The organism is Marinomonas alcarazii (genome assembly GCF_003208215.1).
GTDB lineage: Bacteria > Pseudomonadota > Gammaproteobacteria > Pseudomonadales > Marinomonadaceae > Marinomonas > Marinomonas alcarazii.
Map to the genome: position 1 here is coordinate 56,036 of NZ_QKLW01000007.1, position 23,988 is coordinate 80,023.

Consider the following 23,988-nt stretch of genomic DNA (forward strand, 5'->3'; position numbering starts at 1 on the left):
TATAATCTTTCGTTTACGTGTCTTTTCTTGCTAAAAAATCGCTTAAGACTCTTTATCAAGCCGTGACGACACACGATACTCACCAGGCGTCATGCCCAAGTTTTTACGCGATACCGTGTACATGTATTGCACGGATGGATAACCGCAGGTTCGGGCAATTTCATCAAATGGCAGGTTGGTCGAAGTGATCAATTCACAGGCGCGGTAAAACTTGGTCATATGCAGTTGTTCGTGCATTGAGCAGCCGATTTCGTCGATAAAGCGGGTTTCCAAGTTGGTTCTTGATATACCAATGTAATCCACCACTTGCGCGACTTTCACCCCTCGACACGCATTATGACGAATAAAATGCATAGCTTGAATGACATAAGGGTCGTGCAAGGCTCGGTAATCAGATGACTGTCTCTCTTCAACGCCAATAGGATCGACCACCACTAGCGAGTTTTCTGCAGAATAGCCTTGTAACATACGGTGCAGCATTTTTGCCGCTTCGTAGCCCATTTGTTTACTCCCCTGTTCCACTGAAGACAGAGCCGTACGATTCAAGTTTCTCGCCATGCTTTCATTATCAATGCCTACAATGGCCACTTGCTCTGGCACTAAGATATTCAAATGGTCGCAAACCTGAAGTAAATGGCGTGCACGGGAATCTGTGACGGCTATAATGCCAATGGGTTTAGGGAGGTTTGTTAGCCAGCTTTCTAATTCGCGCTGTGCGGTTTCCCAAACCTCAGCCGAGGTGCAGAAGCCTTGATGCACATGTGGTTCAAATCCATCAGAGTGCACTTGCTCAACAAAGGCATGCTCGCGCTCACTGGCCCATCTACTGTAAATTGTGCTTGGCACACCATAAAAGGCAAACGCTGGCAGGCCTTTTCGCTTCAAGTGTTGGTACGCACAGTGAACCAAGGCGGCATTGTCTGTGGCCACATAAGGCAGCCGTGGATAATCTTCTTTATGATGATAAGAGCCACCAACCGCTACGGTGGGAATATTGGTGTCTTTAAGAATCTCCTCCACTTCGGGGTTGTCGAAATCGGCAATAATGCCGTCCCCTTGCCAGTGTTTTAGGGCATCTAGCCGACTGCGAAAATCGTCTTCAAAATATACATCCCAATCACATTGAGCTGCATGTAAGTATTCACCAATACCTTCTATAACTTGTCGGTCATACACTTTATTGGCATTAAACACCAAGTTGAGTCGATAGCGTTTTTCAAACATACAAAAGCATCTCTAATTTTTATTATTGGCTTGATCATACTCTTGTTGATAATTCAGGTTCTAGATAATGATAAAAATCAAAAAGGAAATAACAGAAATCGTAATAAAAAGTTGGCAAAAAAAGAGCGCTGTTATGCAACAACACCGCTCTTGCTCATTAAAGCCCTTTTACTCTTTGGTATAAATCCTGAAAGCGCCTGCGTTTCTCTGCATATCGAGCACTGTCTTTCTGGTTAGGCAAATAGCGTTTAATGAGCGCAGGCTTGGTGCAAATGTCGCTTAATACATCCTGACCTTGATCGCCAATAGCGGCTAATCGAGCAGCACCCAAGGCGGGGCCAACGTCACCACCTGCACGGTAATCCATGGGCACATTAAAGACATCCGCCAGCATTTGTAGCCAATAGATGCTTTTGGCTCCGCCACCAATCACGTCTATCCCTTCACTGATACTTTGTGCTGAACGCACCGCATCTAAGCCATCCAGCAAGGCAAAGCTCACCCCTTCAAGTACCGCATGAACCAGGTCTGCTGACGTCGTTTCGTGGCTCATTCCCCAAAAAACGCCTTTTGCATTGGCATCATTGTGCGGTGTTCTTTCTCCGCTTAGATAAGGCAAAAAAGTCAGCTTGCTATCATAATCGACACGATTCTCCGCCGCTAATAAAGCCTGCTCCACACTGCTAAACTGTGCCAATTTCGTGACCCAATCAATACAACTGGCGGCGCTCAACATCACCGACATAGTGTGCCAAGTATTTGGAATCGCATGACCAAAACTATGCAAGGCCGCAGCTGGGTTCGCAGTGAAGCCATCACTTACCGCAAAAATCACCCCAGATGTACCCAGTGATAGCATAGTTTGTTCAGGTGAGATTATGCCCATACCAACCGCACCCGCGGCATTATCCCCACCACCAGCAACAACAGGCACAACAGGTATTGACCAACGTTTCGCCAATGTTTCAGCAATCGTTCCAGTGATTTCTGAACCTTCGTATACCTTTGGCATTTGCTGTTTATTTAAGCCTGTTGCTTGCAGCATGGTCTCGCTCCAAGCGCGTTGCTCCATGTTCAACCAAAGCGTACCTGAAGCATCTGACACATCGGTCGCAAACTCGCCTGTCAGGCGAAAACGTAGGTAATCTTTGGGTAACAGCACCTTGTCTATTTGTGCGAAAACATCTGGTTCGTGTTGCTTTACCCAAAGCAATTTAGGGGCAGTAAAACCTGGCATCACTAGGTTTCCCGTAATGGCTTGCACTTCTGGGCAGCGCCGTTGCAATAGCAGGCACTCTTCATGGGAGCGGCCATCATTCCAAAGGACCGCAGGGCGTAATACTTCCCCCTGCTTGCCCAGCAAGGTCGCACCATGCATTTGCCCTGATAGTCCAATAGCTTTTACATCTTGTAGATTATGCTCTGTAGCCAGCTGCAACATTGCTAAGTCAGTTGCTTGCCACCAGTCTTCTGGGTTTTGCTCCGACCAAAGATCAAAAGGGCGCGACACCGAAAGAGGCGACGAACAGCTTGCCGCTACGCTTCCGCTTTTATCCATAAGAATTACTTTGACGCCTGAGGTACCGAGGTCAATGCCTATATACATGAAAAATATCCTTTATCTTGTTAATCGTCATCCTCGCGCGTGAGGCTATCAATAAACGACTTCTGTCGATCTTGTAGGTCGTGCATTTATGCCGACACAAAGTTATGTGGCATCCAATTAGGTCTTGTCGGGCTAAAGCCGCGACCTACAAAGTGTAAGTCGTGCATTTATGCCGACAAAAAAACCATACGACACCCTATTAGGTCTTGTCGGGCTAAAGCCACGACCTACAAAGTGTAAGTCGTGCATTTATGCCGACAAAAAAGCCATGTGGCACCCAATTAGGTCTTGTCGGGCTAAAGCCGCGACCTACAAAGTGTAGGTCGTGCATTTATGCCGACAAAAAAGCCATGTGGCATCCAATTAGGTCTTGTCGGGCTAAAGCCGCGACCTACAAAGAGAAGTGTAAGTCGTGCATTTATGCCGACAAAAAGCCATGCGGCATCCAATTAGGTCTTGTCGGGCTAAAGCCACGACCTACAGAGAAAAGTGTAGGTCGTGCATTTATGCCGACAAAAAGCCATGCGGCATCCAATTAGGTCTTGTCGGGCTAAAGCCGCGACCTACAGAAAAAAGTGTAGGTCGTGCATTTATGCCGACAAAAAGCCATGCGGCATCCAATTAGATCTTGTCGGGCTAAAGCCGCGACCTACAGAGAAAAGTGTAGGTCGTGCATTTATGCCGACAAAAAGCCATGCGGCATCCAATTAGGTTTTGTCCGGCTAAAGCCGCGACCCACAGCGAAAAGTGTAGGTCGTGCATTTATGCTGACAAAACGTTATGTGGCACCCAATTAGGTCTTGTCGGGCTAAAGCCACGACCTACAGAGAAAAGTGTAGGTCGTGCATTTATGCCGACACAAAGTTATGTGGCATCCAATTAGGTCTTGTCGGGCTAAAGCCGCGACCTACAGAAAAAAGTGTAGGTCGTGCATTTATGCCGACAAAAAAAGCCATGCGACACCCAATTAGGTCTTGTCGGGCTAAAGCCACGACCTACAGAGAAAAGTGTAGGTCGTGCATTTATGCCGACAAAAAGCCATACAACACCCAATTAGGTCTTGTCGGGCTAAAGCCGCGACCTACAGAAAAAAGTGTAGGTCGTGCATTTATGCCGACAAAAAAAGCCATGCGACACCCAATTAGGTCTTGTCGGGCTAAAGCCACGACCTACAAAACCTATCCAACCTTCGCGCACGAAGTTTTACTGCGCTTTCTTGGTTTTCACGTCTAACCAAACGGCGAGCAATAAAATCATGCCTTTTACGATTAATTGCCAGAAGGTCGGCACATCCAACATGCTCATGCCATTGTCCAAGCTCGCCATAATCAGTGCCCCCATGATGGCACCAACTACCGCCCCAACCCCGCCAGCCAAACTGGCGCCGCCAATAACACAGGCTGCGATAGCATCCAGCTCTGCCATGTTTCCCGCAGCAGGGGAGCCCGCTCCAAGTCGAGATGTGAGTATTAAAGCGGCCACGGCGACCATCATGCCATTGAAGCCAAACACCAACATTTTAGTGCGTTCAACGTTAACTCCCGACATGCGAGTCGCTTCGATGTTGCCACCAATCGCGTAAATTCGACGACCAAACGATGTTCTTTTTGCTACATAAGTGGCGATTAGAATCAGCCCGCCCATGATCAAGATTGGCGTTGGAATACCGCGGTAACTTTCCAAGATAAACAACAAGCCCATTAACACGGCAACGGCAATCGTTGCTTTGGCGTATTCAAACTTAGCCGACTGATTTTCCACGCCGTGCTTATGTCTTGCTTTGCGTCGGGCATAAACTTTAGCTACCAAGCCAAGGCATAGCAAGGACACAACACTGATACCCCAACCAGACGGAATGTAACTTTGCCCCACAATCGCCAGCGAACTAGAGGTAGGCGCAACCGTCGCACCGTTGGTTAAGCCCACTAAAATCCCACGAAACGCCAACATGCCTGCCAAGGTGACAATAAAAGACGGCACCTTTTGATAAGCGACCCACCAGCCGTTAAACAAGCCCAACACCAAACCCGCAGCGACCGTGATTAAAACGGTGAGCATAATAGGAAAGTGAAACCAAACATCCAAAATCGCGGCCACACCACCCAATAAGCCCATCATAGAGCCAACGGACAAATCGATTTCCGCGCTGATAATCACGAACACCATGCCAATGGCGAGCACGCCTACAATGGCCGTTTGACGAATTAAGTTAGAAATATTTCGCGGTGACACAAAGGCACCGTCTGTCGCAAAGGAAAAGAACACGACGATTAACAACATGGCGGCCAACATGGCAAACAGTTGTAGTTGACTGGTTTTTATTGTTTTAAACATTCGCTGTATCCTCTTTTATCGCGCAATTCATTATCATTTCTTGGGTCAATCCTTGATGGTCAAATTGCCCTTTTAGTCGCCCTTCGTGCATGACTAGGACGCGGTCACTGATACCAATAACTTCTGATAGTTCAGACGACACCATGATGATGGACACGCCCTGTTTGACGAGTGCAAACATCAGCTTATAAATTTCGTATTTCGCGCCCACATCAATGCCACGAGTCGGCTCATCGAGTATTAAAATTTTCGGGTGTGTTAATAAGCATTTAGCGATAATGGCTTTTTGTTGATTACCGCCGCTCAGGTTTTTAATAGACAAGTCAGGGGACGCTGTTTTTACCTTCAGCTGAGCAATATAATGATCAATATCTTGGCTTTCTTTATCTTCATTCACTGTGCCAAACCAAGAAGAGTATTGCTTCAATACCGATAAAGTAATGTTCCGCCCAACACTCATAATGGGCACGATACCGTGGCGTTTTCGGTCTTCTGGCACCATAGCAATGCCCGCTTCCAACGCCGTGCGCTGAGAGCGAATCATTAACGGCTTACCATGCAGTTCAATGTCGGCCTCATAATGTCCGTCGTACGATCCGTACAAACATTGCATCAGTTCCGTTCGACCAGAGCCAATCAAACCTGCGATACCTAGAATTTCTCCTTGGCGTAACTCAAAACTCACGTCGTCAACCTGAGCTCGCGCGGCACCGGCCTGTTTTGCTGTCGCATGATTTACTTTTAATACAAGATCACCAATGTCGTGATCTTCTCTTGGGAAGAGTTCATCTAGTTCACGACCAACCATCATGCTGATAATGTCATTTTGCGTTAGATTTTCGACGGATCGAGTGTCTATATGATCGCCATCACGAATGACTGTAACCCAATTGGACAAAGCCAATACTTCTTCCAATTTATGGGAAATATAGATGCAAGCAATGCCCTGTTGTTTCAGCTCGCTGACAATATTCAATAGGATTTCGATTTCTGTGGTGGTCAGAGAAGACGTTGGCTCGTCCAGTATTAATAGTTTTACGTTTTTGTTTAAGGCTTTGGCAATCTCGACCAGTTGCTGCTGGCCCACACCAAGCTCGCGGATTGGTGTATCTGGCAAAATATCCAACTTGACTCGCGCCAGCAGTTCCGACGTACGACGGTGCATTTCTTCATCATTCAGCCTTGCGAATGAACCCAGTTCATTGCCGAGAAAGATATTTTCTAAGACGGTCATTTCTTTAACGAGTGCCAGTTCTTGGTGAATAATGACAATCCCCAAGGCTTCGGTATCTCGAATGCTGGATGCCTTAACAAGATCCCCTTCAAAATAAATCTCACCTTCGTAAGAGCCAAACGGCCAGACACCGCTTAATACTTTCATCAAGGTGGATTTGCCTGAACCATTCTCACCACAAATAGACAAGACTTCACCAGGTTCTAGCTGAATGCTGACGCCGTTTAATGCACGGACACCGGAAAAACTTTTTATGATCCCACGCATGTCCAATAAGGGTTGCTTCATGTTTACGCCTCTTTCTACATCTCTTTTTTAAACCAGAAAAGCAAACAGCACCCTTTTCGGGTGCTGTTTATAGGAATGTACTAAGGGTTGTAAACAGCGCTACGTGAGTGATAACCATCGGCAATTACGGTGGAATCTAGGTTGTCTTTATTGACAGAAATAGGCGTCAACAACACAGCATCAACCTCTTTTTTGCCGTTGTTAACCTGACCATTCACCTTGATGCTTTCACCACGAGCCAGCTTAACGGCCATTTCCGCACTGGTTGTCGCCAGCTTAGAAATCGGTTTGTACACCGTCATGGTTTGTGTTCCAGCGACAATACGGCGCACTGCTGCAAGGTCTGCATCTTGACCAGAAATAACCACTTTGCCACTCAAGCCTTGTGCCGCTAGCGCTTGTACCGCGCCACCCGCCGTTGAGTCGTTAGAAGCAACCACCGCATCGATTTTATTGGCGTTCGCCGTTAGACCGTTTTCCATGATGTTCAATGCGGCTTCTGCAGACCAGCCCATAGCCCATTGATCACCAACCACTTTAATTTTTTTAGAATCAATGGCCGGTTGAAGCACGTTCATTTGCCCCTGACGGAACATTTTTGCGTTGTTATCGGTAGGCGATCCGCCCATTAAGAAGTAATTGCCCGTTGGTTTACGCTTAAGCAGGGCTTCGGCTTGCATTTCACCCACGCGAATGTTGTCAAAGGACACATACAAATCGATGTCTGCAAATTTGATTAATCGGTCATAAGCCAAGACTTTGATGCCTTCCGCTTTCGCTTCAGCCAGTACGTTACCTAATACTTCACCGTTTTCAGGCACGATAACCAGCACATCAACGCCACGAGAAATCATGTTTTCGATTTGGGATATTTGCGTGGTGACATCACCGTTAGCAGATTGGGTATAGACTTTTGCCCCCATGGCTTCCGCCGCAGAAGTAAATAAGTCTCGGTCTTTCTGCCAGCGCTCTAAACGTAGGTCTGACATCAACAAACCAATTTTCTCGCCATCAGCTAGAGCAGGAAGAGACGTTGCTGCACAGAGGGTTGCCAGCAAACTCATAGACATTATTTTTTTCATTTTTTCATCCCTTGTTATTTTTATAAGTGAACGATCTCCTATATGGAGTGGGATAAATGTAAAGTGATGGTTTAAGAAGCGGTATTATCTTTTTTTGTTTGCGTGTAGCGTTTTTTATAAAAAAATCACACTAGTGAAGTAAAAATATGTGTGAGTTTTCTCTCATGATCAGCCAACAATGGCTCTCTTTTACTTAGCTATGTTGAGCGACAGAAGCTTGCTTACAAGGGGGGATTTTTGACTATGTTCTTTTATCTGACCATGCTTCAAGCAATGAAATTTTTATCATTACATCTTATTGCTAGTTGACAAATTTACAGCCTATTAAAGGCCGAAGCGGATGGAAAATCAGCTGAGAGAAGCAAAGGCTATTTATAACCCATTGCTTCTCTGGTGTACGACCATAATAAAGTTTGATAAAAAAACAGCTATTTCTGGTACATCAAACACCTAAAGTTTGATATTTTTTTCAGTCAAGGATGCTTGGGGCTGATAATAAAGTTTGATAATTTTAGTATGCATTTGAGAATCACCATTGAACGCAACCTAAGATCGTCAATGCTAAAGTCTTTACACTCCGGCTGGTGCTGCCTTTTTGTCCAATTTTGATTGCATACTTTTACCCACACCATCTCTCCTAAAGTCAAACATGTTCATTTCAAAAGTATTAATTGAAATATGGTTATTGCCATGGACATGTGCAATAAGTCGTTGATGAGCATCCTTGTAAGGTGCTTTTGCAAACGAGCCTCCAAATTCACCTGAATTAACCAATATCACATGCTGGTACATGTGATAGTGAAGGGCCTCTACCATTGAATCGAAAGTATTTACATCTTTGTTAAGAGCACTGACCAAATAAGCATTAGACTTATCCCTCAGGTCAGCATTTAGAGCTATATCCGTTGCGTCGTAACAAACAGACCCTGTCAAGACGAAGCCTTTTTCGTCTTTAAAAGCTGGATGAACTAGTTCAAGTAATAATTGGTATGGTCGCCAAGGTTCTACCTTACTACGCACCTCGTCCTCCATCATGTTATGTTTACCCTGCAAACGTATAATTTCCCGTTGACTTGTTTGATGCTTAGTCGGCACTATCCACACAGCACAATTATTTGGGCCCTTTATACCTGCTTGCGTAATAAAGCCTATGCCAGCAAACACAATCGCTTTAGTCTTTCTTGATAGCGCCACCAACACATCTAAATCATCATTATGGATAGCTAGTTCAGGCCAAACAATAAGATCAGCGCAGTGTTTTTTAAACTTTTTGTTTTCATCTGTGTTTTGTGCTTCAAGGTGCTTTAGAACTAACTCAGCAACAGACGCAATATGCCTTCTGTGTTTCGAACGATATTTATAATCGTCCAACATTAGACCAAATTCAGAGAAATCTTTTTTAAGTGGCATTTTTGACTGCACCATCACCACAGATAACGTTTTTTTATCTTTTGACCAGTCTAAAGTTTGCTTCTCAAGTAAACTGGGCATGCCAGATAATGTGCAATATGCTTGTTTCAGTATGGCTAATCGCTCATCGACTAGCTTAGCCACTGCATCAACAGTCCACAATACTGGCCATTTATATCCATGATCATTTACACTCATTCCAGGCCATTTCAACAATTTTGAAATTAAACCCGTTAACCAGCCTGATACTTGCGCCCCTACACCTGAAATAGATTCCGGTGTAGTCATTAAGCCTATCTGTCGTTTAAAAGCACTTGTACGAATACCTCTATAGCCTATTCTCGAGTGAAAAGTCTGACCAAAAGCAGTCCAATCTTGACTGCCAACTAATGCTGCTCGTATAAATTCACCCAAAGATCTCAATATTTCAATGTCATCATCAACAGTTGAGCTAAAAGTCCCCCACATTTGGTCTAGCTTACTTTTTGACTTAAACTTGAAAGTAAGCTCAAGATCTGCATCAAAAGCTTCTTTCTTAACTACCGGAGAAAAATGCAGAAACTTAACTTTTGTATCAGCAAGATCAATTGATCTTTCAGCATTCTTCCTCAAAACATCTACATTTTTTAAAGCTGCCTGCATTAGTTTTAATGCCATAATTTCATTGGAAAATGGATTATCATCGCGAATTATAAGGCCCAACAGACTAACTTTAGTTTCTATTTTATCTAGAGATTTAGCCAATGGCTTAGTGTCGATATTCAATGATTTAGTCAATTCAACAACACAACTCGCTTGATGCCATGATTGCTTAACTCCCCTCGCATGCCTAATTAGACTTAGTGCGAGATGTTTGTCTTGGCCAATAAGCAATCCAATACAATCGCTAAAAATAGGCAAACTTTTTAGTTTCTCGAGTAAGCAAGATGTCGCCCGTATAAATTCTTTACTTAACCCGCAAATTTGGCTTGCCATTAAAACGGATACAGCTATGTCTTCACCAGCAACCCCATCATTCAACGGTATATCTCTAAACCCTCGCTGGAGTTTAATGATAAGATCATATTTCTCATCGCCAAAATCCGTAGCCAGCTTCGCATCACCACGAACTAACAGCAAAAAGCGTGCTTGCTCACTCAAAAGACTGAATTTATTGTCGCCTTTGAGCTGGCAGTGTTTAGCTGCTGTCGCTTGCAATAGTTCAAAAAAGTCGTCCACATTTGCATGTGCAGGAATAGCTAGCTTCTCTTTTTTGTGGATCGTAGTCGCAGCATGACGATACACTTCGGACAAGCAGTATTCAGCAACCGCTATTTGCTTTGCTTCACTCTTGCGCGCCATTACCGTATCAAGCTGCTGTAACACTGGCTCAAGTAGCTTAGTGCAAGGAAAAAGCTCTAAACCTTTTTTAAGCAACAAAACTAATGCTGGATCATAACTCCAGCAAACAATAAAGCGCCTAGCAATACGTTCCTGCAAATAGTCCCAATCACCTGGCTGTAAGTGACCGTTGTCATCAGGCTCTTGAGTGGTAAAGTGCCGCATTTCATTTAGCACCTTTACCAACTTATTTGCCGCAAAGCGTTTCAATGTATCTTCCCTAACATCAAAACGCTTATTTTCAATATTGGCGAGTAAATTAACTGGGAAACTACTGTCTTTAGCTTTTACTAACACTTCGTTTGAAAGTGACAACAAAGATTCAAGCTGTCCTATTTGATTCTCTGCTTCATCAAGTGAGATTGGACCACTCAATCGGCTTTGGATCTCTTCTATGTTTTTGGAAACACCAACCTTGCGACCATGAAAAATCTCAACCTTAGTTTTTTCACTGTTTAATTCGAGTTTTAACAATTTCCAACAATCCAGGCTTTCCACTAATTTGTTAACATCCTTAGTTACGATGCTTATTCGGTCTTGACCATTAAAACTTTTAGGCCCTACGACCACCAAACGAATGTCGTCAACATAACGACAATAATCAACTAGTCGTAAACTATTCTCTGAAAAGCATTCACCGATATACTTTTGAAATTGACCATCAAACTCAAGCATATATACATTTGATAAGAAACCAGCAGCAACTAGCCCTTGTGGCAACCCTTTTGGCGCGATTGGTACATTATCTGATTTACAAAGGTCCTTGTAAGCGTGAGCTCCATCCTCTGTCCATTCCCAATGCTGAAACGCAGATAATAAATTATCTAAACACTTAAATTCACTATTATGGTCAGTGCACTCAATTAACCCCTTAATTTTTGTAATGAGTAGATCTCGTTTGATCAAATCAAAAAACTTAGATAAATCAAGCTCTATAAGATATACACGTTCATCACGGGATATTTCATCAAGCTGCTGCGTTGCAAAATAGTAAGGTCTCTCTAAAAAACGCCGATAATCAACAAAGTATTTGCTATATATTGTCGTCGCGCCATAACTATGACTAGCTTGCCCATTTTCTTGGTATTGGCAATACAAACGATTACCATAACTCACAACCCCTTTTTCATGGACATCATTGAAAGGCGTATCTGGGTTGCCTTGGGCCGTTTCGACTTTGTTTGCTAGCCCCATCATTAGCAATGTCATCAACGACTGTTCACGAATAGGTATATGCGCTAGCGGCCTAATTTTTAATAGCGACTCTGTACTATGATTTTTTTCATCCGACTTAGGTTGCCAAGTTAAATTATGTTTTTTAGGTTGGGCCTGTTGATCAATATCGTCAAATAACTTTGTCTCGACAAATTCCCATTGACTGGTTTTAGGGGCAGGCACCAACTCTAGTTTCGAGAACTCCATCGGTTGTGCAAGGCTATCTACCCATTTATTACAATACTGGACTAAATTAAGAGCCGATAAATCTAATTCGAAATTGTCTGCATACCAGTTGGTCGTACGGATATATTGATGACATTTCTTCCATGCCAACGCCATTAACAATGAATCTCTCAAATGTTCGTCTTTAAGAGATATTTCTTCATAGTGTTTATTAACGACTGGCATAACTAGTATTCCTTATATATTCTTTATATTTATTGGATAACGTCACTCTCTGCATCCAAACTTAGATAACGACGACACTGCAAAAAAGTGTAGAATTTGTCATAGCTCTTTTTTTAACAATTAATGAAAATCAAACTGGAAATATCAATAAGAACTTAACTGCTTTTCTTGAAAATAATTGTTCAGTTCCAGATATCTCTTGCGACTCACAATCGTTCTATTTTCGGACAAAAGATATCCTTTAAGATATTCATACAGACCAATGTCTTCGGAAATTGACTTAGCAAGTTCTTGAGGAGTGATACCATTTGAGTCTTTAACAAGAAGCAAATCTGGCGATTTCTTCACTAGCAACTTAACTATTGGAAGCTCACCCATACGAGTTGCAGTATGTAAGGCGGTTGTACCTTCTTGCATAGTTATCTTCTCGTCACAACCATATTCAAGCAGTAGTTGGGCAGATTCTAAGCATCGGCTTGCTGCGGCTGAATGAAGTGCGGTTCTACCTGTAAAATCTTTTAGGTTAGGATCTGCCTTTGCCTTTAGTAATACTTCTACCATCTCATAATCTTTTTGATGAGCAGCAAGCATCAATGGTGTTTGTTGTTTGAAATCAGAAATATTCACAATCTCAGGCCATTCCTGAACCACTTCCACAACTGTATTAAGCACTACAGTCAAAGCACCTTTAATTTCAGCCTCAATATCAGCAGGTATAACGCCATCATAATCACTTAGCTTAGCTAACATTCCATAGCCCATCTTCATCAATAAAATGATGGCACTATCTGCCTGTGGGTACCGCAATTGCTTATTCTTGAGAGACTTATGCTTTTTAAGAACTAAGGGAATAGACTGTTGATTTTTCACACAAAGAGTTATATCTCGAGCAAACACCGCGAATTCAGCCCGAGAAGATGAAAATAAAGGGGGGTAGCTAGGGTAACATTTGTAAAGGTCTTCCCAAAAGTACTCATGCAAGCTACGTGAGGCGTCATAGATATTGATTTTCGAAGGATCTTTATGGCTTCCCTTAAAGCCTCCCCAATTAAACATATCCCTGAAATACTTTTCATGATTATTAGGAATGAGTTTTTGATTGGCTATGGCTAAAGAAAATGCATCCCTTGCTAAGTTTCCTCGAAGATTTCCAAAGCTATATTTCTTACATTCTTCGATAGCCAAATTGAGATTTTTTTCCGCTTCGGGAAGTTTATTCTGAGCGATAAAATGAAAAGCCTCTAGCTGTAGTATTCGTGATTTTGAAAATTCATACTCTTCATTATTTTTTGCTTCATTTAATAAATAGCAAACTTCATTTTCTGTTTTTGAATCAAATTTTTTAACAAGCAGCTTCTCTTCAAGTTCAAACGTTATGCGCTTTAGAGACTGTAAAGGTGTTGACTCTAATTCCTTCAATCTATCTAAAATCATTGTTCTAACATTAGGATTAGGATAAGTGTAATTTATTGTTCCAGATACCAATTCAAAGTCAGCTATATTTTTAAGCTGCTTAAAAGGCGCTTTATTTTGCACTAGCTTATCTATAAGTGCTTCCAGCTGAATTAAATAATTATTAGAATGCTCTCCTTCATCTATTATTACCTGCATTATCTGCTTCATATCATCTTCAGACGAAGGCAAAATCTTATTTAAATCATTTTCTTCTCCAGATCGACTGAAAATGCTATTCAGCCTATCAGAGACCACTGAAGCATGCTGATCATGATCATAGCTAACTAAGCGCAATAGATCGTACCGTAGAAAAGGCGGAAGCCGTTCTGTGAAATATTTATTTTCTGCTGTCTCTCCTAAGTGTCTTTTTTCTAGATGAGCCTCGAGTGTACGATTGTAGAGGTCCATATAAAGCTGAATAAGTTGAAGTGTTTTATTCTTGTCTAAGTCGATGCATAACTTATCAACAGAGGGGGTTAAAAATTTGACCAGCTGCTCATACCCTTCCTGAACAGCTCTCGCCGTCAACAATCGAAGGCGTATTGTTCTTGCACACGGAGCTTGGTAACGAAGCATGACCTTTACTACAAAATCATATTGCTCATCTAATGAGCAGTCTCCAATAAAAATTCGCTTTAAGTCATCTTCATTGATTGCTATCTCATGTTGCAAAACAGACGGTGGCAGCCCTTTCTTTTTCACAAAGGTTAACGCTTGTTCAAATTTCGAAAACTCATCAGTTGGCTCAAAGCACCCTTGAAACTGTATGTTAACTTCATCAGGAAATGTATTGTTGATACTTGATATTTCGGGAGTACTCTTAGCTTTTCTCCAATTGTAAAGATTCCTTAATACGACATTGGTGCCCTCATAAATGCGAAGATCCCTTTCAAGTCCTTTAGCAATGTTTGCATTAGAGTCCTGAATCAAATCAATTAACCAATTTAAAACTTGTGGAATTGGAAGATGAAGCTGAGTAGGTTCGCACGGTGAGTCAAATGAGGGAAGGTACCAGAAGCTACCACCAGGCATGCCCCCATCAAATTTTGAATCCATATGCCAAAACACAGAGTGTCTTGCTAGAAGTGGAACAGCAATCCTTGCCAAATATTGCCAGACAACTTTTCTTTCTGAAGCTTTTGAAGTGAAAACACCAAGTTCAATAGACTTATGCATATTGTGATCAACAAAAATATTGGAGATCAAATCGCTTTTAGCGTGTTCATCAAGTTTAAGAACGTCCGCTATACCGGCCAATAGTGTTGCCCATGTTTCATTCAGGTTAGCCATAGACATATCCGCATTACGGAACTTAGATTTCGATTTTGAAGACATATTGCTATTGACACCAAATGCTTTAGCAATGTGGAGAATTACTGATTCGAAAGTTGGGAAAGTAGCCAAAGATTATCCTTTTCCTTAGGTGTTTTATGCCCCTAATTGTTTGCAGACACCGTTTTTAGGGGGGGGACGTTACTTTTCATTTCGCGGTAAAAGCGATTTTCACATACTTTAGCTGTCCTCAAGCATGAAGACATCAATTTTATATAAATAAATTTTGGAGCTCACAATGACTAACAAAACATCACCTCAGAACAACAGCGCCAACCAACAGAATCCTAACAAAGGTTCTAATGGAACTAACATTGCCTATGACAAAAATCAGGGTAACCGTGGAAAACAATTAAACCCAAACCAAAAAAAACCAGCTTAACTCAATCAGGAGATCACAATGTCTAAAAAAACATCCCCACAAAACAATAGCTCTAACCAACAAAATGGTAACAAAGGTTCTAGCGGCACAAATACTGCTTACGATAAAGCTCAGGGCAACCGTGGAACTCAGCTTAACCCTAATCAGAAAAAGTAATTATGGTTAGTACAATGGCTATAGCAGATTTATCTCCTATAGCCATTACTTTTTAAAAGTTTTTAGCCTTTCAACGATTTTTTAGACTATTACTTTCTAGGTTTAGACGGTTTCGTCGTCTTGATTGAGCTTATCAAGTTTCTTTTTTAAAAGCTTTTTCCATTCCGAAAGGTAATCTGACTCACTAACGTTTTCTCCATCTTTCATTTTCGATAAGTGATTACAACGTTCAAAATGGCTTGTACGGGACTGAATATAAGCGGTATCCCAACTCCCCCCCTTGTTTGAAAACGACTGAACGATTTCAAACAAACTGCGCTCCGGTTCTGCATCAAACCCCAAAATCAGCGTACTTGCTTTTTTGTCCTTTGTTGAGCTATCAGTATCTGCTTCAATCAAGATAATGTTTGCTTTTTTAAAAGAGAACTTAGCAATAAAAAAACGAAGACGCAGACCATCTTTAGTTTCATAAATTGCCTTACTTTTATTAGTAGGAACCGGAAACAGACAACACTTTAACTCATCTAATGGATAACGCTCTTCTCTAGACAGCTCATTCATCAACTGACGAAAAACTAGGAATTTTTGGGTCTCTGGAACATCTTCAAGATCATAAGTTTCATCTTGATTGATAACAGGATCAAACTCTTGTGCTGTTCCCTCAGATTCAGGTAAGCCTACACTAGACAACTCTTTCTCTGGTGCTTCATCTTTAGCAGGTTTCACTGACGTTTTAGACTTCTTTTTAGTGTCTTTCTTGAGAGTAGTCGTTCCAATATTATCAACATTAAAAGAAAAGCCTTTTTGGCGCTTTTTATCTATTCGCCCACCCATACTTGGGACTTCACCCATATCTAATTCCGGATCTATATCCACAGGTGGCATTTCCCCATTCCCCTGTTTAATAGACTTTTTGTCACTGGGGGCCTTTTCTTTAAATTTAGGGTGATCAAACTCAACGTTTCCAACTCTATTCTTTAGATGTGTCCTCACACTATCAATTTCATAAACATCAAAAACGCCATCATCACCAAGGCGCCCAAGGAGCTTCAGGTGCCAACCTGTTATGTCTGGCGCATCAAACATAAAACCAAGCTCTCTATTTTTATGAGCTTCAATAAAATAAGTATAAATACTAAAGAAACTTTTTCTTGCGGCTTGATCAATGAAAATCCAGGCTAAATGCTTACGTGATGCTATAGAGCTCAGGTTGCTAACTGGGTATTTGGTACTCGGTGGAAAAAACAGAATATGTTGCTGATGACTACCTTCTACATAAGCTATTTCACCAAGTCCATTAGCCCTAAAAGCTGCTCTTGTTAAATGTTGATTATGAAAAAAGAAGGTACGCGCCAACTCAAAATCTTGAATCCTGATAAGACCGCGATTGGTTGAGAAAATATGTTGTCCAGCAGAGCGATTAGACACATGCTTTACTAAGCTATCTATTGTGCAAGTCAGTTCTTCTAAAGTATCGTCACTGAATGGATCTTTACCATCATAGCGGCGACCTCGTGCGATTAAGTTTGCAACTTCAATAGGAACAGATGACTGCTTTCCATTATCCCACTCAATCGCAATATGAGTGTTTCTCCTCAACTTAATTCGATTAGATTTTGCGATACCATGAATATTTAGGATCTTTGATTTTTTCTCGAAAAATCGTTCTGGTGGAAAGAATTGAAACATAATCTCGGATAATGATGCGCGCAGGTTCCCGTATACGCGCTTTGCTGAGTCCAGCAAGGCGTTCGATTTCATATGGTTTTGGAATTATTTCTTTACAGTTGATGGAATCAACGATAATAGCGAGAACACGTCTAATTTGGTACTCCTCGATAGTTTCACTATATTTCGAAAAGAAACTATAACATAGAGGTAATTTGCTTAGTTTTTTTTGGACCCCCCACGATTCCCCAGTCTGGTTTATGAACCAACTGATCGATTTTCTCGGCAAATTCAAATCATCCTCAACACGATGCATTATTTTCAGAAGTGATTTTACAAGGCTACGATCTCGCTTAGGCCAGTCAACTAAACTACTAATACGGTTTTGAAATCGCTTTGGAAGATTTTTCAATAACCATGCGTTATCAAATCGATATAACCATGAGTAAACTCGCGCTCCCTCTTTGGTCGATCGAATTTCTTTAAGGACAGTGAATTGAAGACATAACCCATTCCAAATTGATCGATACTCTTCTGCTCGCTTTTCAGCGTTCGAGGAAAAGTACTGCTTACGATTAAAATTCACCCGAACATTTGACGCTTGGATTATAGCTTCTTTGAGTGAATAATTAGGAAACAGTGCTTGTAGACAAACCAGATGATGGAGGTAGGTAAAGTGTTTTCGCTGCTTCCTAAAAAAAGAATGTAACCAAGAGGTATCACCGACAATATTTAATCCAAATATGCCTAGCTGCTCCTTACCCCAAAATTGTTCAATACGATATTTAATCTCATTGTGCGGAATGCCTCTTGACTCTTTAAGGCCAGCCTCAACCAATAACCTTCCATAGAACATGCTCCATTGATTCGGCGTTATATAAGCCATATTACTATTAAGCAAACCCGTTATTGATTTTGAAAGCTGAATCAAAGGTTTACTTTCACTGACTACAACCACAGAGGAACTACCAAACAACACTGAATCTGAGGCGTTAACAAACATATGGCGACGTGAAGGCTTTAGCTCAAAAGGAGACTCTATTAGAAAACAATTATGTTTAGGGCAGACTAAGACACCTGGTAGCTGAAAATGACGCCTCCAATAAGAATAGGCATACTTCTGGAAGTCTTCTCGCAGACACAAAGGACAATAACGATAGTATCTATTGAATACTAAGCTTGAGGCATTAATTCCAACTCGCAACATCGAATGACTTTTCACGCTATCAGCAAGCTCTGCATACACGCTCTGATACCGCTCTGGATCAATAAACGACTGATATATTGGTAGGATTGTGTGCTTTGAGATCACTTCTTCACTAGAAATGGACCATAAATGGCCGACTCGTTCTAATAATAAGTTGATGTGACCCTGTAGAAGCGTTGATGGGACTATATTTCGAGAACCAAAAAGAATGTCTAAGGCAACTTTATCGTCACGTAAACCGTGCCTGCCAATAAACCTCGCAAGCACACTGCCTAGCAATTCGTTTTCATGAGCAACAGGGAAGTCCATTATCATGTAGCACCTCACTAGGAAGTGAAAATGAATTCACTGTGGTTAATGGCGCTACTCTTTTAGCTTTTTCAATTCCAAGATTAAATGCTGTTTAGATTCATCATCCAACTTGGACACAAGGCACGCCAACTCAGCACTTAAATCATCTTCGCAGAAGAAATAGTTCAAAGGGACATTGAGCTCCTCTGCAATCTTACGAAGTATATCTACATCAGGTACATGCCTGCCTTTCTCATAGTGATTCATACGGCCACTAGCAGAACTCGCGTCCATGCCTATTTTGATCCCAAGTTCTTTCTGGGAAATGCCGATCTTTTTGCGAGCTTGTTTAAGTCGCAGTGGTATTGGGTTATCTGACAAAATGGTTTCATCTTTAAAGTCTCACATACTTAGATTGTCTAAGTTTTACTTATTTCTGTATACTTAGCAATCCTAAGTTTTCAGTTTTTTGAGACATAAACATGACATCTAAACCATTTTCTTTGAATAAACAGTTCAAAGAACTCTTACAACGCGTGGAAGGAACCAGCATCAAACGAAAAGAGCTCATTCAATTAGCGACAACTACGACCGGATTAAATTCGGTCCAATCAACACGATTTGTCGCGAGAAACATTAATAGATTGACGAATAAGAGCCTAATCAGAGCCAGTGGGGAGCGAAATGCTCGAACCTACCACTTCACAAATTCATTACTTATGTTACTTAATCCAGAAGTCTGCAATTTGAAACTCACCGATAGCAACACTGAGATTGAAACTAGCAACCAAGAATCATCACTCAAGATAGAGGAAGTGAAAACTAGCGCAGAACTAAAGATGATACTTGGAGAAATTGAGGCTTACAGAGATTTTCTTTCTAAATATCCGGCTAGCCGTCAGATCATTCAAAGATTACTACACGAAGCCAAAGAACAGTCGACTCAACTTTATGGTCGCTTGAACGCACTAAAGAAAGTCATACAGGCAACTAATATTGAGAGCGCTAAGTCATGCTAAGAGAATGGCAAAAACGCTGTATTACAAAGGTCTTGGAGCTATATCAGCACCAATCAGATGCATTAGTACTTGCTACACCAGGGTCAGGTAAAACAATCATGGCAAGCTATGTAGCCAAGTCTTTGCTAGATGAGAGAAAGGTCGATTACGTTATCTGCTTCTCACCCTCTAAAGTTGTCAGCCATAGTATCCAAAAGACATTCAGACACATCCTAGAAAGACCTTTTAATGGGCAACTAGGGGCTCTGGGTACATCTCGGACTTATCATTCTATGGCAAATATCAATGAACTGATTAATAACCTGAGTATGAGTCGAGTACTCGTTATCTTTGATGAAATACATCATTGCGCAGGTGACGGTTTCTCTCTATCTAACACATGGGGCTTTCAGCTGCTCTCTACCATCCAAAAGCTAGCCACTTATACGTTATCGTTAACTGGAACACCATGGCGTACAGACACGCTCCCAATTCCTCTCGCTCGTTATTCTGACCCTGAAGGCAACATTCAATGTGATTTCTCTTATGGCCTTAAAGAGGCAATACGTGACATGGTGTGTCGTGCTCCATTCATTACTGCGATTGATACAGACCAAGTGATGGTACGGAAACGTAAAGAGACCAATACATATCGAAGCATTACAGAATTACTAGAAAGTGGCGATGTCAGCTACCGTATGATTTTGAAACAACCAGAAATCATTACACATATGCTTTCTCTTAGCATTCAGAAGCTCGACAAACTTAGAATCAACAGTCCGAATACTGGTGGTCTTATTGTCGCTTCGTCATACCAACACGCCTTACAAATCCAATCGATTTTATACGGTCACTTTGGTAAAGAAGCCACGATAGTTTCCTATAGGCTGGATGATTCACCTGAACTTATTAATCACTTTCGCGAAGATACCAGCGAATGGATCATTAGTATCGCTATGATCAGCGAAGGTACTGATATTCCAAGACTGCAAGTTTGTTGCAACCTTACCGATGTCACGACAGAGCTCTACTTTCGCCAAATCCTCGGACGTATTCTCAGAATGACTAACCACCAAACAGATATTGGGTATATGTTTATCCTGGCTGAGCCCAGCTTAGTCGAGTACGCAGAATGTCTTAACGAAGCTATTCCAGGATCTTATAACTACAAAAAAACCGAAAGCCTGATCGATAGCGTGGATATTTCGGATACGATAGAGGGGAATCAAGACACACATAATAATAATGCTCCGCTGCTTACTCCAGAAATAGATATCAACAATTTCATATCGAACGATAATCAAGAAATTATCGAGTATTCAGCTTTGACAGAGATTTCGATGAACTCATTTAAATCGAGAATTATTTCATATCATTTATAAAAAGTGATCAAATCAAACGCTTAGAAGTATTACTCAAATACCAAAAGAGTCTCGCATGTTTTGCTGATCAGCCGCTTCTAACTTCCATTCAATAAGTGACCATACATCACGTAGTTGCTCTTGGTCTAAATTTGTTAGTGATTCATATACACGATACCACCAGCATCGCCATTCTGACTTTTTAAGGTCAAGAGGTATTTGTTGTGCATACCGAGTTAGTTGATTACAAAAGTCATTAAAATCTCGAGGCATCAGGTCAGAGGCAATTCGCTCACAAAAATGGGTTATAACATGGTTCTCAACACGACCTGGCACTTGATACACTTCCTTCCAAACATTAATTTTTGCAGCGATATCAACTGATGCACCTGTAAACATAATTGAAGCTGCTGCTATTGGGTCTTGCCACTCCCCGTCGTGAAGTTCAGTCAACTGTCTAAAGGTTGGTTCTATACTTGTATACTGATAGCAAGATTCTTGCGATGGTGGCAAAGGGTAGAAGGCTGTTCTGCGACGCCCTGCATCACACCTTAGAACATCTTTAGCTCCTTTTGCTTTGCTATTACAAATATGACAAGTGGGAATGAAATTTCCAGGATGAATAGAATAAATCGGGTATTTATCTTGACAAAGAATATGGTCATAGTCTCCTCGCCACTGAGTATGATCCATCAAGCCGCTTCTATCATGAGACAATAGCGCTGTACCACACAGATAACATAACTGACTATCTGAATTAACTCTTTTGTATTCTTGAAAGTGCTGATGGATATTACTGTTTGCCTCGTCACGTGCACTTTTTCGCTTAATGGTGTCAGTGAATAAGTAACTTGTCAGCGTCTTAAAAGCTTCGAAAAGGTCTTCACTCCCTAATGTAGGTAGTTGAATGGTTAAATCATTAAAGTAAACCTGTATATCTTGAGAGCCATTAATAAGATCATATAGTTCCTGCTTCCCTTGTTGACATATCGGTAAAGCATTCCAGAGTGCCCGAAATTTTTCTCTGGTTGGTGAGTTTGTCCAACATACACTTCGGCATCGTTGACCATTATGCTGATAATGAGAAAACAGCATTTCACTAAATTCATTAGCTTGAATACTTGCTTCTAGAAAATGAAGAAGTTCATTATTTAAAACAGTAAATACATTGCAAGTAGGAGTATTTGGATTCAATGGGAACAACATTAGCTTTGTAACTTCCTTAGTAAATACGCCTTCTCCATTGAGTCACCTAAATTCCCTTTAATCCATTCAATCGTCAAAGCTTCCTCCTCTGGTCCAGAATGCTGAGAAAGGTACTCTTTCACAGCTTCAACAACTGTCTGCGATATAAGCGACTTCAACCCAAAGTGTTGTTTAATTAAAACTTCAAACGAGGCTCCATATGTTTGACTATCAACAGGCCCCATATGTATTACCCCTTCATCATCACGATTAAAGAACAATACATTTTCCTTCTTAAGAGAAGACACCATAAATGGTGAGTGCGTTGATAAAAACACTTGTGACTGAGTTTCGCCATCTTCCTTAGGCGCTATCGCCTTGCTTAGATGACTGTGAAAATATGTTCTCCATGATGGGTTCAGATGTGTTTCAGGCTCATCATATAAGAATAATGTGTCCTTAGATGAAAAAATTCTTGATGTAGCAAGTATTTCGATAAGTTGAGCTTCTCCGTCAGATAGGTCATCCATACAAACAGACCTACCATTCCCATCTGATAAAATAAGCTCAGAAACTAAAATAGGTAGTTTTGTCTTGAGGGGCTTTTTTACAGTACCAATAAAGTCATCTTTCTTTAGACTCAAGCGAGATGCATACTGCCAATTTTTCACTCCTAGCTGCTGTAGCTTATACAAACGCTGAAATAGTGTGAATGGGTCTCTATAGTTCCGTTCTCGAAGTTCACTCAATACAGAATCGTCGGTTAAATCAAGAACTATCTCCCCAGCTAAATAATCCAAGGAATAGACTTCGTATTGCTCATCTGTGGTTTTTTGTCCAATTGAATGAACATTTTGAACGCCTGCAATGTCCATGAACATTTTAACATCTTTTATTGCGTCCTCTTCGGTCACGCCACCTAAGAAGTCATAACGCAAAACCACTTTTGTGGGATACTTAAATGTGACTTCATTCAACAGATAGTTAATTTCATCATGAGGGATAATCGCCAGTGAAGCCACTATTAGTCCTGCACTGTCATAGTCTAAGTAAACCGATTTACTAATAGGAGTTGCTGCTTCTTTTAATGAAAGGCTATTTCCTACCTCAAACTCATCAGCAGCTGAAGTAGAAAAAATGTGTGGGTATTTATCTAAATATGATTGGTTAATTTTCGCACGTTCGCTACTCTCTAATTTCCCTGACATCTGTTTACGATGTTTCAGGCGCAACCTCTGGATTTCAAAATACTGAACTGCATTTTTCATAAAACTACGCTGCAGATTTTCGTTTTGACCTGATGAATACCCAACAACATAGGGGAGCTCTAATACTTTTGAGCTAATGATAGACCAACTATTTGGATAAAAAATAGACATCGTAGGTTCTTTAGACCCCGCGTCTAATGTAACCTTAAATTTAGGGTTTGAAACGCCTCCGACAACAGCAGTTATTCCTCCACATTGCATTCCAGCACTACCAATATTATGGTTTGTATTCTCATCTAACTGGTATACAAGCTCAAAACCAAACCTTAGTGAAGTCTTCACTAGGAAGTCATCTCGCTTGAAACGCTCCAAAAAAGCAAAAGACTCCGCAATCACTTCAAGTAGCTGTGATTTCCCTGAGCCATTTAGCCCAATTAAGGCAATGATATTGCCTTGAGCATGTGAGAAATCAAAGGATTGATCTTTCAGCCCTTTGTACTGTCCACTTAACTTGAAAGAGAGTAACTTCACAAACAACGTCCTAGTTTTTCTGATGAACAT

General features: G+C 41.3%; 16 protein-coding genes. 4 read left to right on the forward strand and 12 right to left on the reverse strand.

The features are described from left to right. Nucleotides 1-42: 42 nt before the first annotated feature. From DFP75_RS13800 to DFP75_RS13830, 7 genes are all read right to left on the reverse strand, one after another. Entirely contained in the window at nucleotides 43-1,224 is a 1,182-nt protein-coding gene (locus DFP75_RS13800) for a XylR family transcriptional regulator (protein WP_110576637.1), read from the reverse strand. 157 nt (nucleotides 1,225-1,381) lie between these two features. Next, the gene (gene xylB / locus DFP75_RS13805; RefSeq protein WP_110576638.1) at nucleotides 1,382-2,830 is read right to left on the reverse strand and encodes a xylulokinase; all 1,449 of its coding nucleotides are present in this window, start codon (nucleotides 2,828-2,830) and stop codon (nucleotides 1,382-1,384) included. 1,203 nt (nucleotides 2,831-4,033) lie between these two features. Further along, a complete protein-coding gene (locus DFP75_RS13810) occupies nucleotides 4,034-5,164 on the reverse strand; it encodes a sugar ABC transporter permease (RefSeq protein WP_110576639.1) in 1,131 nt (376 codons plus the stop codon). Then, a complete protein-coding gene (locus tag DFP75_RS13815; protein ID WP_110576640.1) occupies nucleotides 5,157-6,686 on the reverse strand; it encodes a xylose ABC transporter ATP-binding protein in 1,530 nt (509 codons plus the stop codon). Before DFP75_RS13815 ends, DFP75_RS13810 begins: the two co-directional genes overlap by 8 nt. Nucleotides 6,687-6,766: 80 nt before the next feature. After that, on the reverse strand, nucleotides 6,767-7,768 hold the full coding sequence (gene xylF / locus DFP75_RS13820) for a D-xylose ABC transporter substrate-binding protein (RefSeq protein WP_110576641.1): 1,002 nt from the start codon (nucleotides 7,766-7,768) through the stop codon (nucleotides 6,767-6,769). 570 nt (nucleotides 7,769-8,338) lie between these two features. After that, entirely contained in the window at nucleotides 8,339-12,184 is a 3,846-nt protein-coding gene (locus tag DFP75_RS13825) for an RNA-directed DNA polymerase (RefSeq protein ID WP_110576642.1), read from the reverse strand. Between the two features lie 144 nt (nucleotides 12,185-12,328). Continuing rightward, a complete protein-coding gene (locus DFP75_RS13830; protein ID WP_110576643.1) occupies nucleotides 12,329-15,043 on the reverse strand; it encodes an ankyrin repeat domain-containing protein in 2,715 nt (904 codons plus the stop codon). A gap of 166 nt (nucleotides 15,044-15,209) precedes the next feature. Between DFP75_RS13830 and DFP75_RS18445 the strand changes: the two genes are divergently transcribed. Both DFP75_RS18445 and DFP75_RS18450 read left to right on the forward strand, forming a co-directional pair. Beyond that, nucleotides 15,210-15,353, forward strand: a complete 144-nt coding sequence (locus tag DFP75_RS18445; RefSeq protein ID WP_181417033.1) for a hypothetical protein — start codon at nucleotides 15,210-15,212, stop codon at nucleotides 15,351-15,353. An 18-nt stretch (nucleotides 15,354-15,371) separates the two neighbouring features. Then, the gene (locus DFP75_RS18450) at nucleotides 15,372-15,509 is read left to right on the forward strand and encodes a hypothetical protein (RefSeq protein ID WP_181417034.1); all 138 of its coding nucleotides are present in this window, start codon (nucleotides 15,372-15,374) and stop codon (nucleotides 15,507-15,509) included. Nucleotides 15,510-15,611: 102 nt separating this feature from the next. Here DFP75_RS18450 and DFP75_RS13835 read toward each other — a convergent pair whose 3' ends face one another. The 3 genes from DFP75_RS13835 to DFP75_RS13845 are packed head-to-tail and all read right to left on the reverse strand — an operon-like array spanning nucleotide 15,612 to nucleotide 19,056. Beyond that, a complete protein-coding gene (locus tag DFP75_RS13835) occupies nucleotides 15,612-17,198 on the reverse strand; it encodes a Tn7-like element transposition protein TnsE (protein WP_110576644.1) in 1,587 nt (528 codons plus the stop codon). Next, a complete protein-coding gene (locus DFP75_RS13840) occupies nucleotides 17,119-18,693 on the reverse strand; it encodes a TnsD family Tn7-like transposition protein (protein WP_181417035.1) in 1,575 nt (524 codons plus the stop codon). Before DFP75_RS13840 ends, DFP75_RS13835 begins: the two co-directional genes overlap by 80 nt. A 54-nt stretch (nucleotides 18,694-18,747) precedes the next feature. Beyond that, nucleotides 18,748-19,056, reverse strand: coding sequence for a helix-turn-helix domain-containing protein (locus DFP75_RS13845; RefSeq protein ID WP_245927065.1), 309 nt, complete (start codon nucleotides 19,054-19,056; stop codon nucleotides 18,748-18,750). Between the two features lie 101 nt (nucleotides 19,057-19,157). Between DFP75_RS13845 and DFP75_RS13850 the strand changes: the two genes are divergently transcribed. Together DFP75_RS13850 and DFP75_RS13855 are read left to right on the forward strand one after the other, a co-directional pair. Continuing rightward, nucleotides 19,158-19,694, forward strand: a complete 537-nt coding sequence (locus DFP75_RS13850) for a hypothetical protein (RefSeq protein WP_110576647.1) — start codon at nucleotides 19,158-19,160, stop codon at nucleotides 19,692-19,694. After that, nucleotides 19,688-21,055 (forward strand): DEAD/DEAH box helicase, encoded by a 1,368-nt coding sequence (locus DFP75_RS13855; protein ID WP_110576648.1) that lies wholly within the window; start codon nucleotides 19,688-19,690, stop codon nucleotides 21,053-21,055. Before DFP75_RS13850 ends, DFP75_RS13855 begins: the two co-directional genes overlap by 7 nt. A gap of 33 nt (nucleotides 21,056-21,088) precedes the next feature. Here DFP75_RS13855 and DFP75_RS13860 read toward each other — a convergent pair whose 3' ends face one another. Together DFP75_RS13860 and DFP75_RS13865 are read right to left on the reverse strand one after the other, a co-directional pair. Then, nucleotides 21,089-22,240, reverse strand: a complete 1,152-nt coding sequence (locus DFP75_RS13860) for a hypothetical protein (RefSeq protein ID WP_110576649.1) — start codon at nucleotides 22,238-22,240, stop codon at nucleotides 21,089-21,091. Then, nucleotides 22,240-23,958 (reverse strand): AAA family ATPase, encoded by a 1,719-nt coding sequence (locus DFP75_RS13865; protein ID WP_110576744.1) that lies wholly within the window; start codon nucleotides 23,956-23,958, stop codon nucleotides 22,240-22,242. The genes DFP75_RS13860 and DFP75_RS13865 overlap by 1 nt, the downstream gene beginning before the upstream one ends. Between the last annotated feature and the right edge of the window lie 30 nt (nucleotides 23,959-23,988).

Excerpts from the sequence above, each read along its gene's own strand:
- DFP75_RS13835 (WP_110576644.1), bottom strand. The coding sequence starts at position 17,198 with ATGTTTCAATTCTTTCCACCAGAACGATTTTTCGAGAAAAAATCAAAG.
- DFP75_RS18445 (WP_181417033.1), top strand. The coding sequence starts at position 15,210 with ATGACTAACAAAACATCACCTCAGAACAACAGCGCCAACCAACAGAAT.
- DFP75_RS13840 (WP_181417035.1), bottom strand. The coding sequence starts at position 18,693 with ATGGACTTCCCTGTTGCTCATGAAAACGAATTGCTAGGCAGTGTGCTT.
- DFP75_RS13855 (WP_110576648.1), top strand. The coding sequence starts at position 19,688 with ATGCTAAGAGAATGGCAAAAACGCTGTATTACAAAGGTCTTGGAGCTA.
- DFP75_RS13800 (WP_110576637.1), bottom strand. The coding sequence starts at position 1,224 with ATGTTTGAAAAACGCTATCGACTCAACTTGGTGTTTAATGCCAATAAA.
- DFP75_RS13850 (WP_110576647.1), top strand. The coding sequence starts at position 19,158 with ATGACATCTAAACCATTTTCTTTGAATAAACAGTTCAAAGAACTCTTA.
- xylB (WP_110576638.1), bottom strand. The coding sequence starts at position 2,830 with ATGTATATAGGCATTGACCTCGGTACCTCAGGCGTCAAAGTAATTCTT.
- DFP75_RS13860 (WP_110576649.1), bottom strand. The coding sequence starts at position 22,240 with ATGTTGTTCCCATTGAATCCAAATACTCCTACTTGCAATGTATTTACT.
- DFP75_RS13815 (WP_110576640.1), bottom strand. The coding sequence starts at position 6,686 with ATGAAGCAACCCTTATTGGACATGCGTGGGATCATAAAAAGTTTTTCC.
- xylF (WP_110576641.1), bottom strand. The coding sequence starts at position 7,768 with ATGAAAAAAATAATGTCTATGAGTTTGCTGGCAACCCTCTGTGCAGCA.
- DFP75_RS13810 (WP_110576639.1), bottom strand. The coding sequence starts at position 5,164 with ATGTTTAAAACAATAAAAACCAGTCAACTACAACTGTTTGCCATGTTG.
- DFP75_RS13825 (WP_110576642.1), bottom strand. The coding sequence starts at position 12,184 with ATGCCAGTCGTTAATAAACACTATGAAGAAATATCTCTTAAAGACGAA.
- DFP75_RS18450 (WP_181417034.1), top strand. The coding sequence starts at position 15,372 with ATGTCTAAAAAAACATCCCCACAAAACAATAGCTCTAACCAACAAAAT.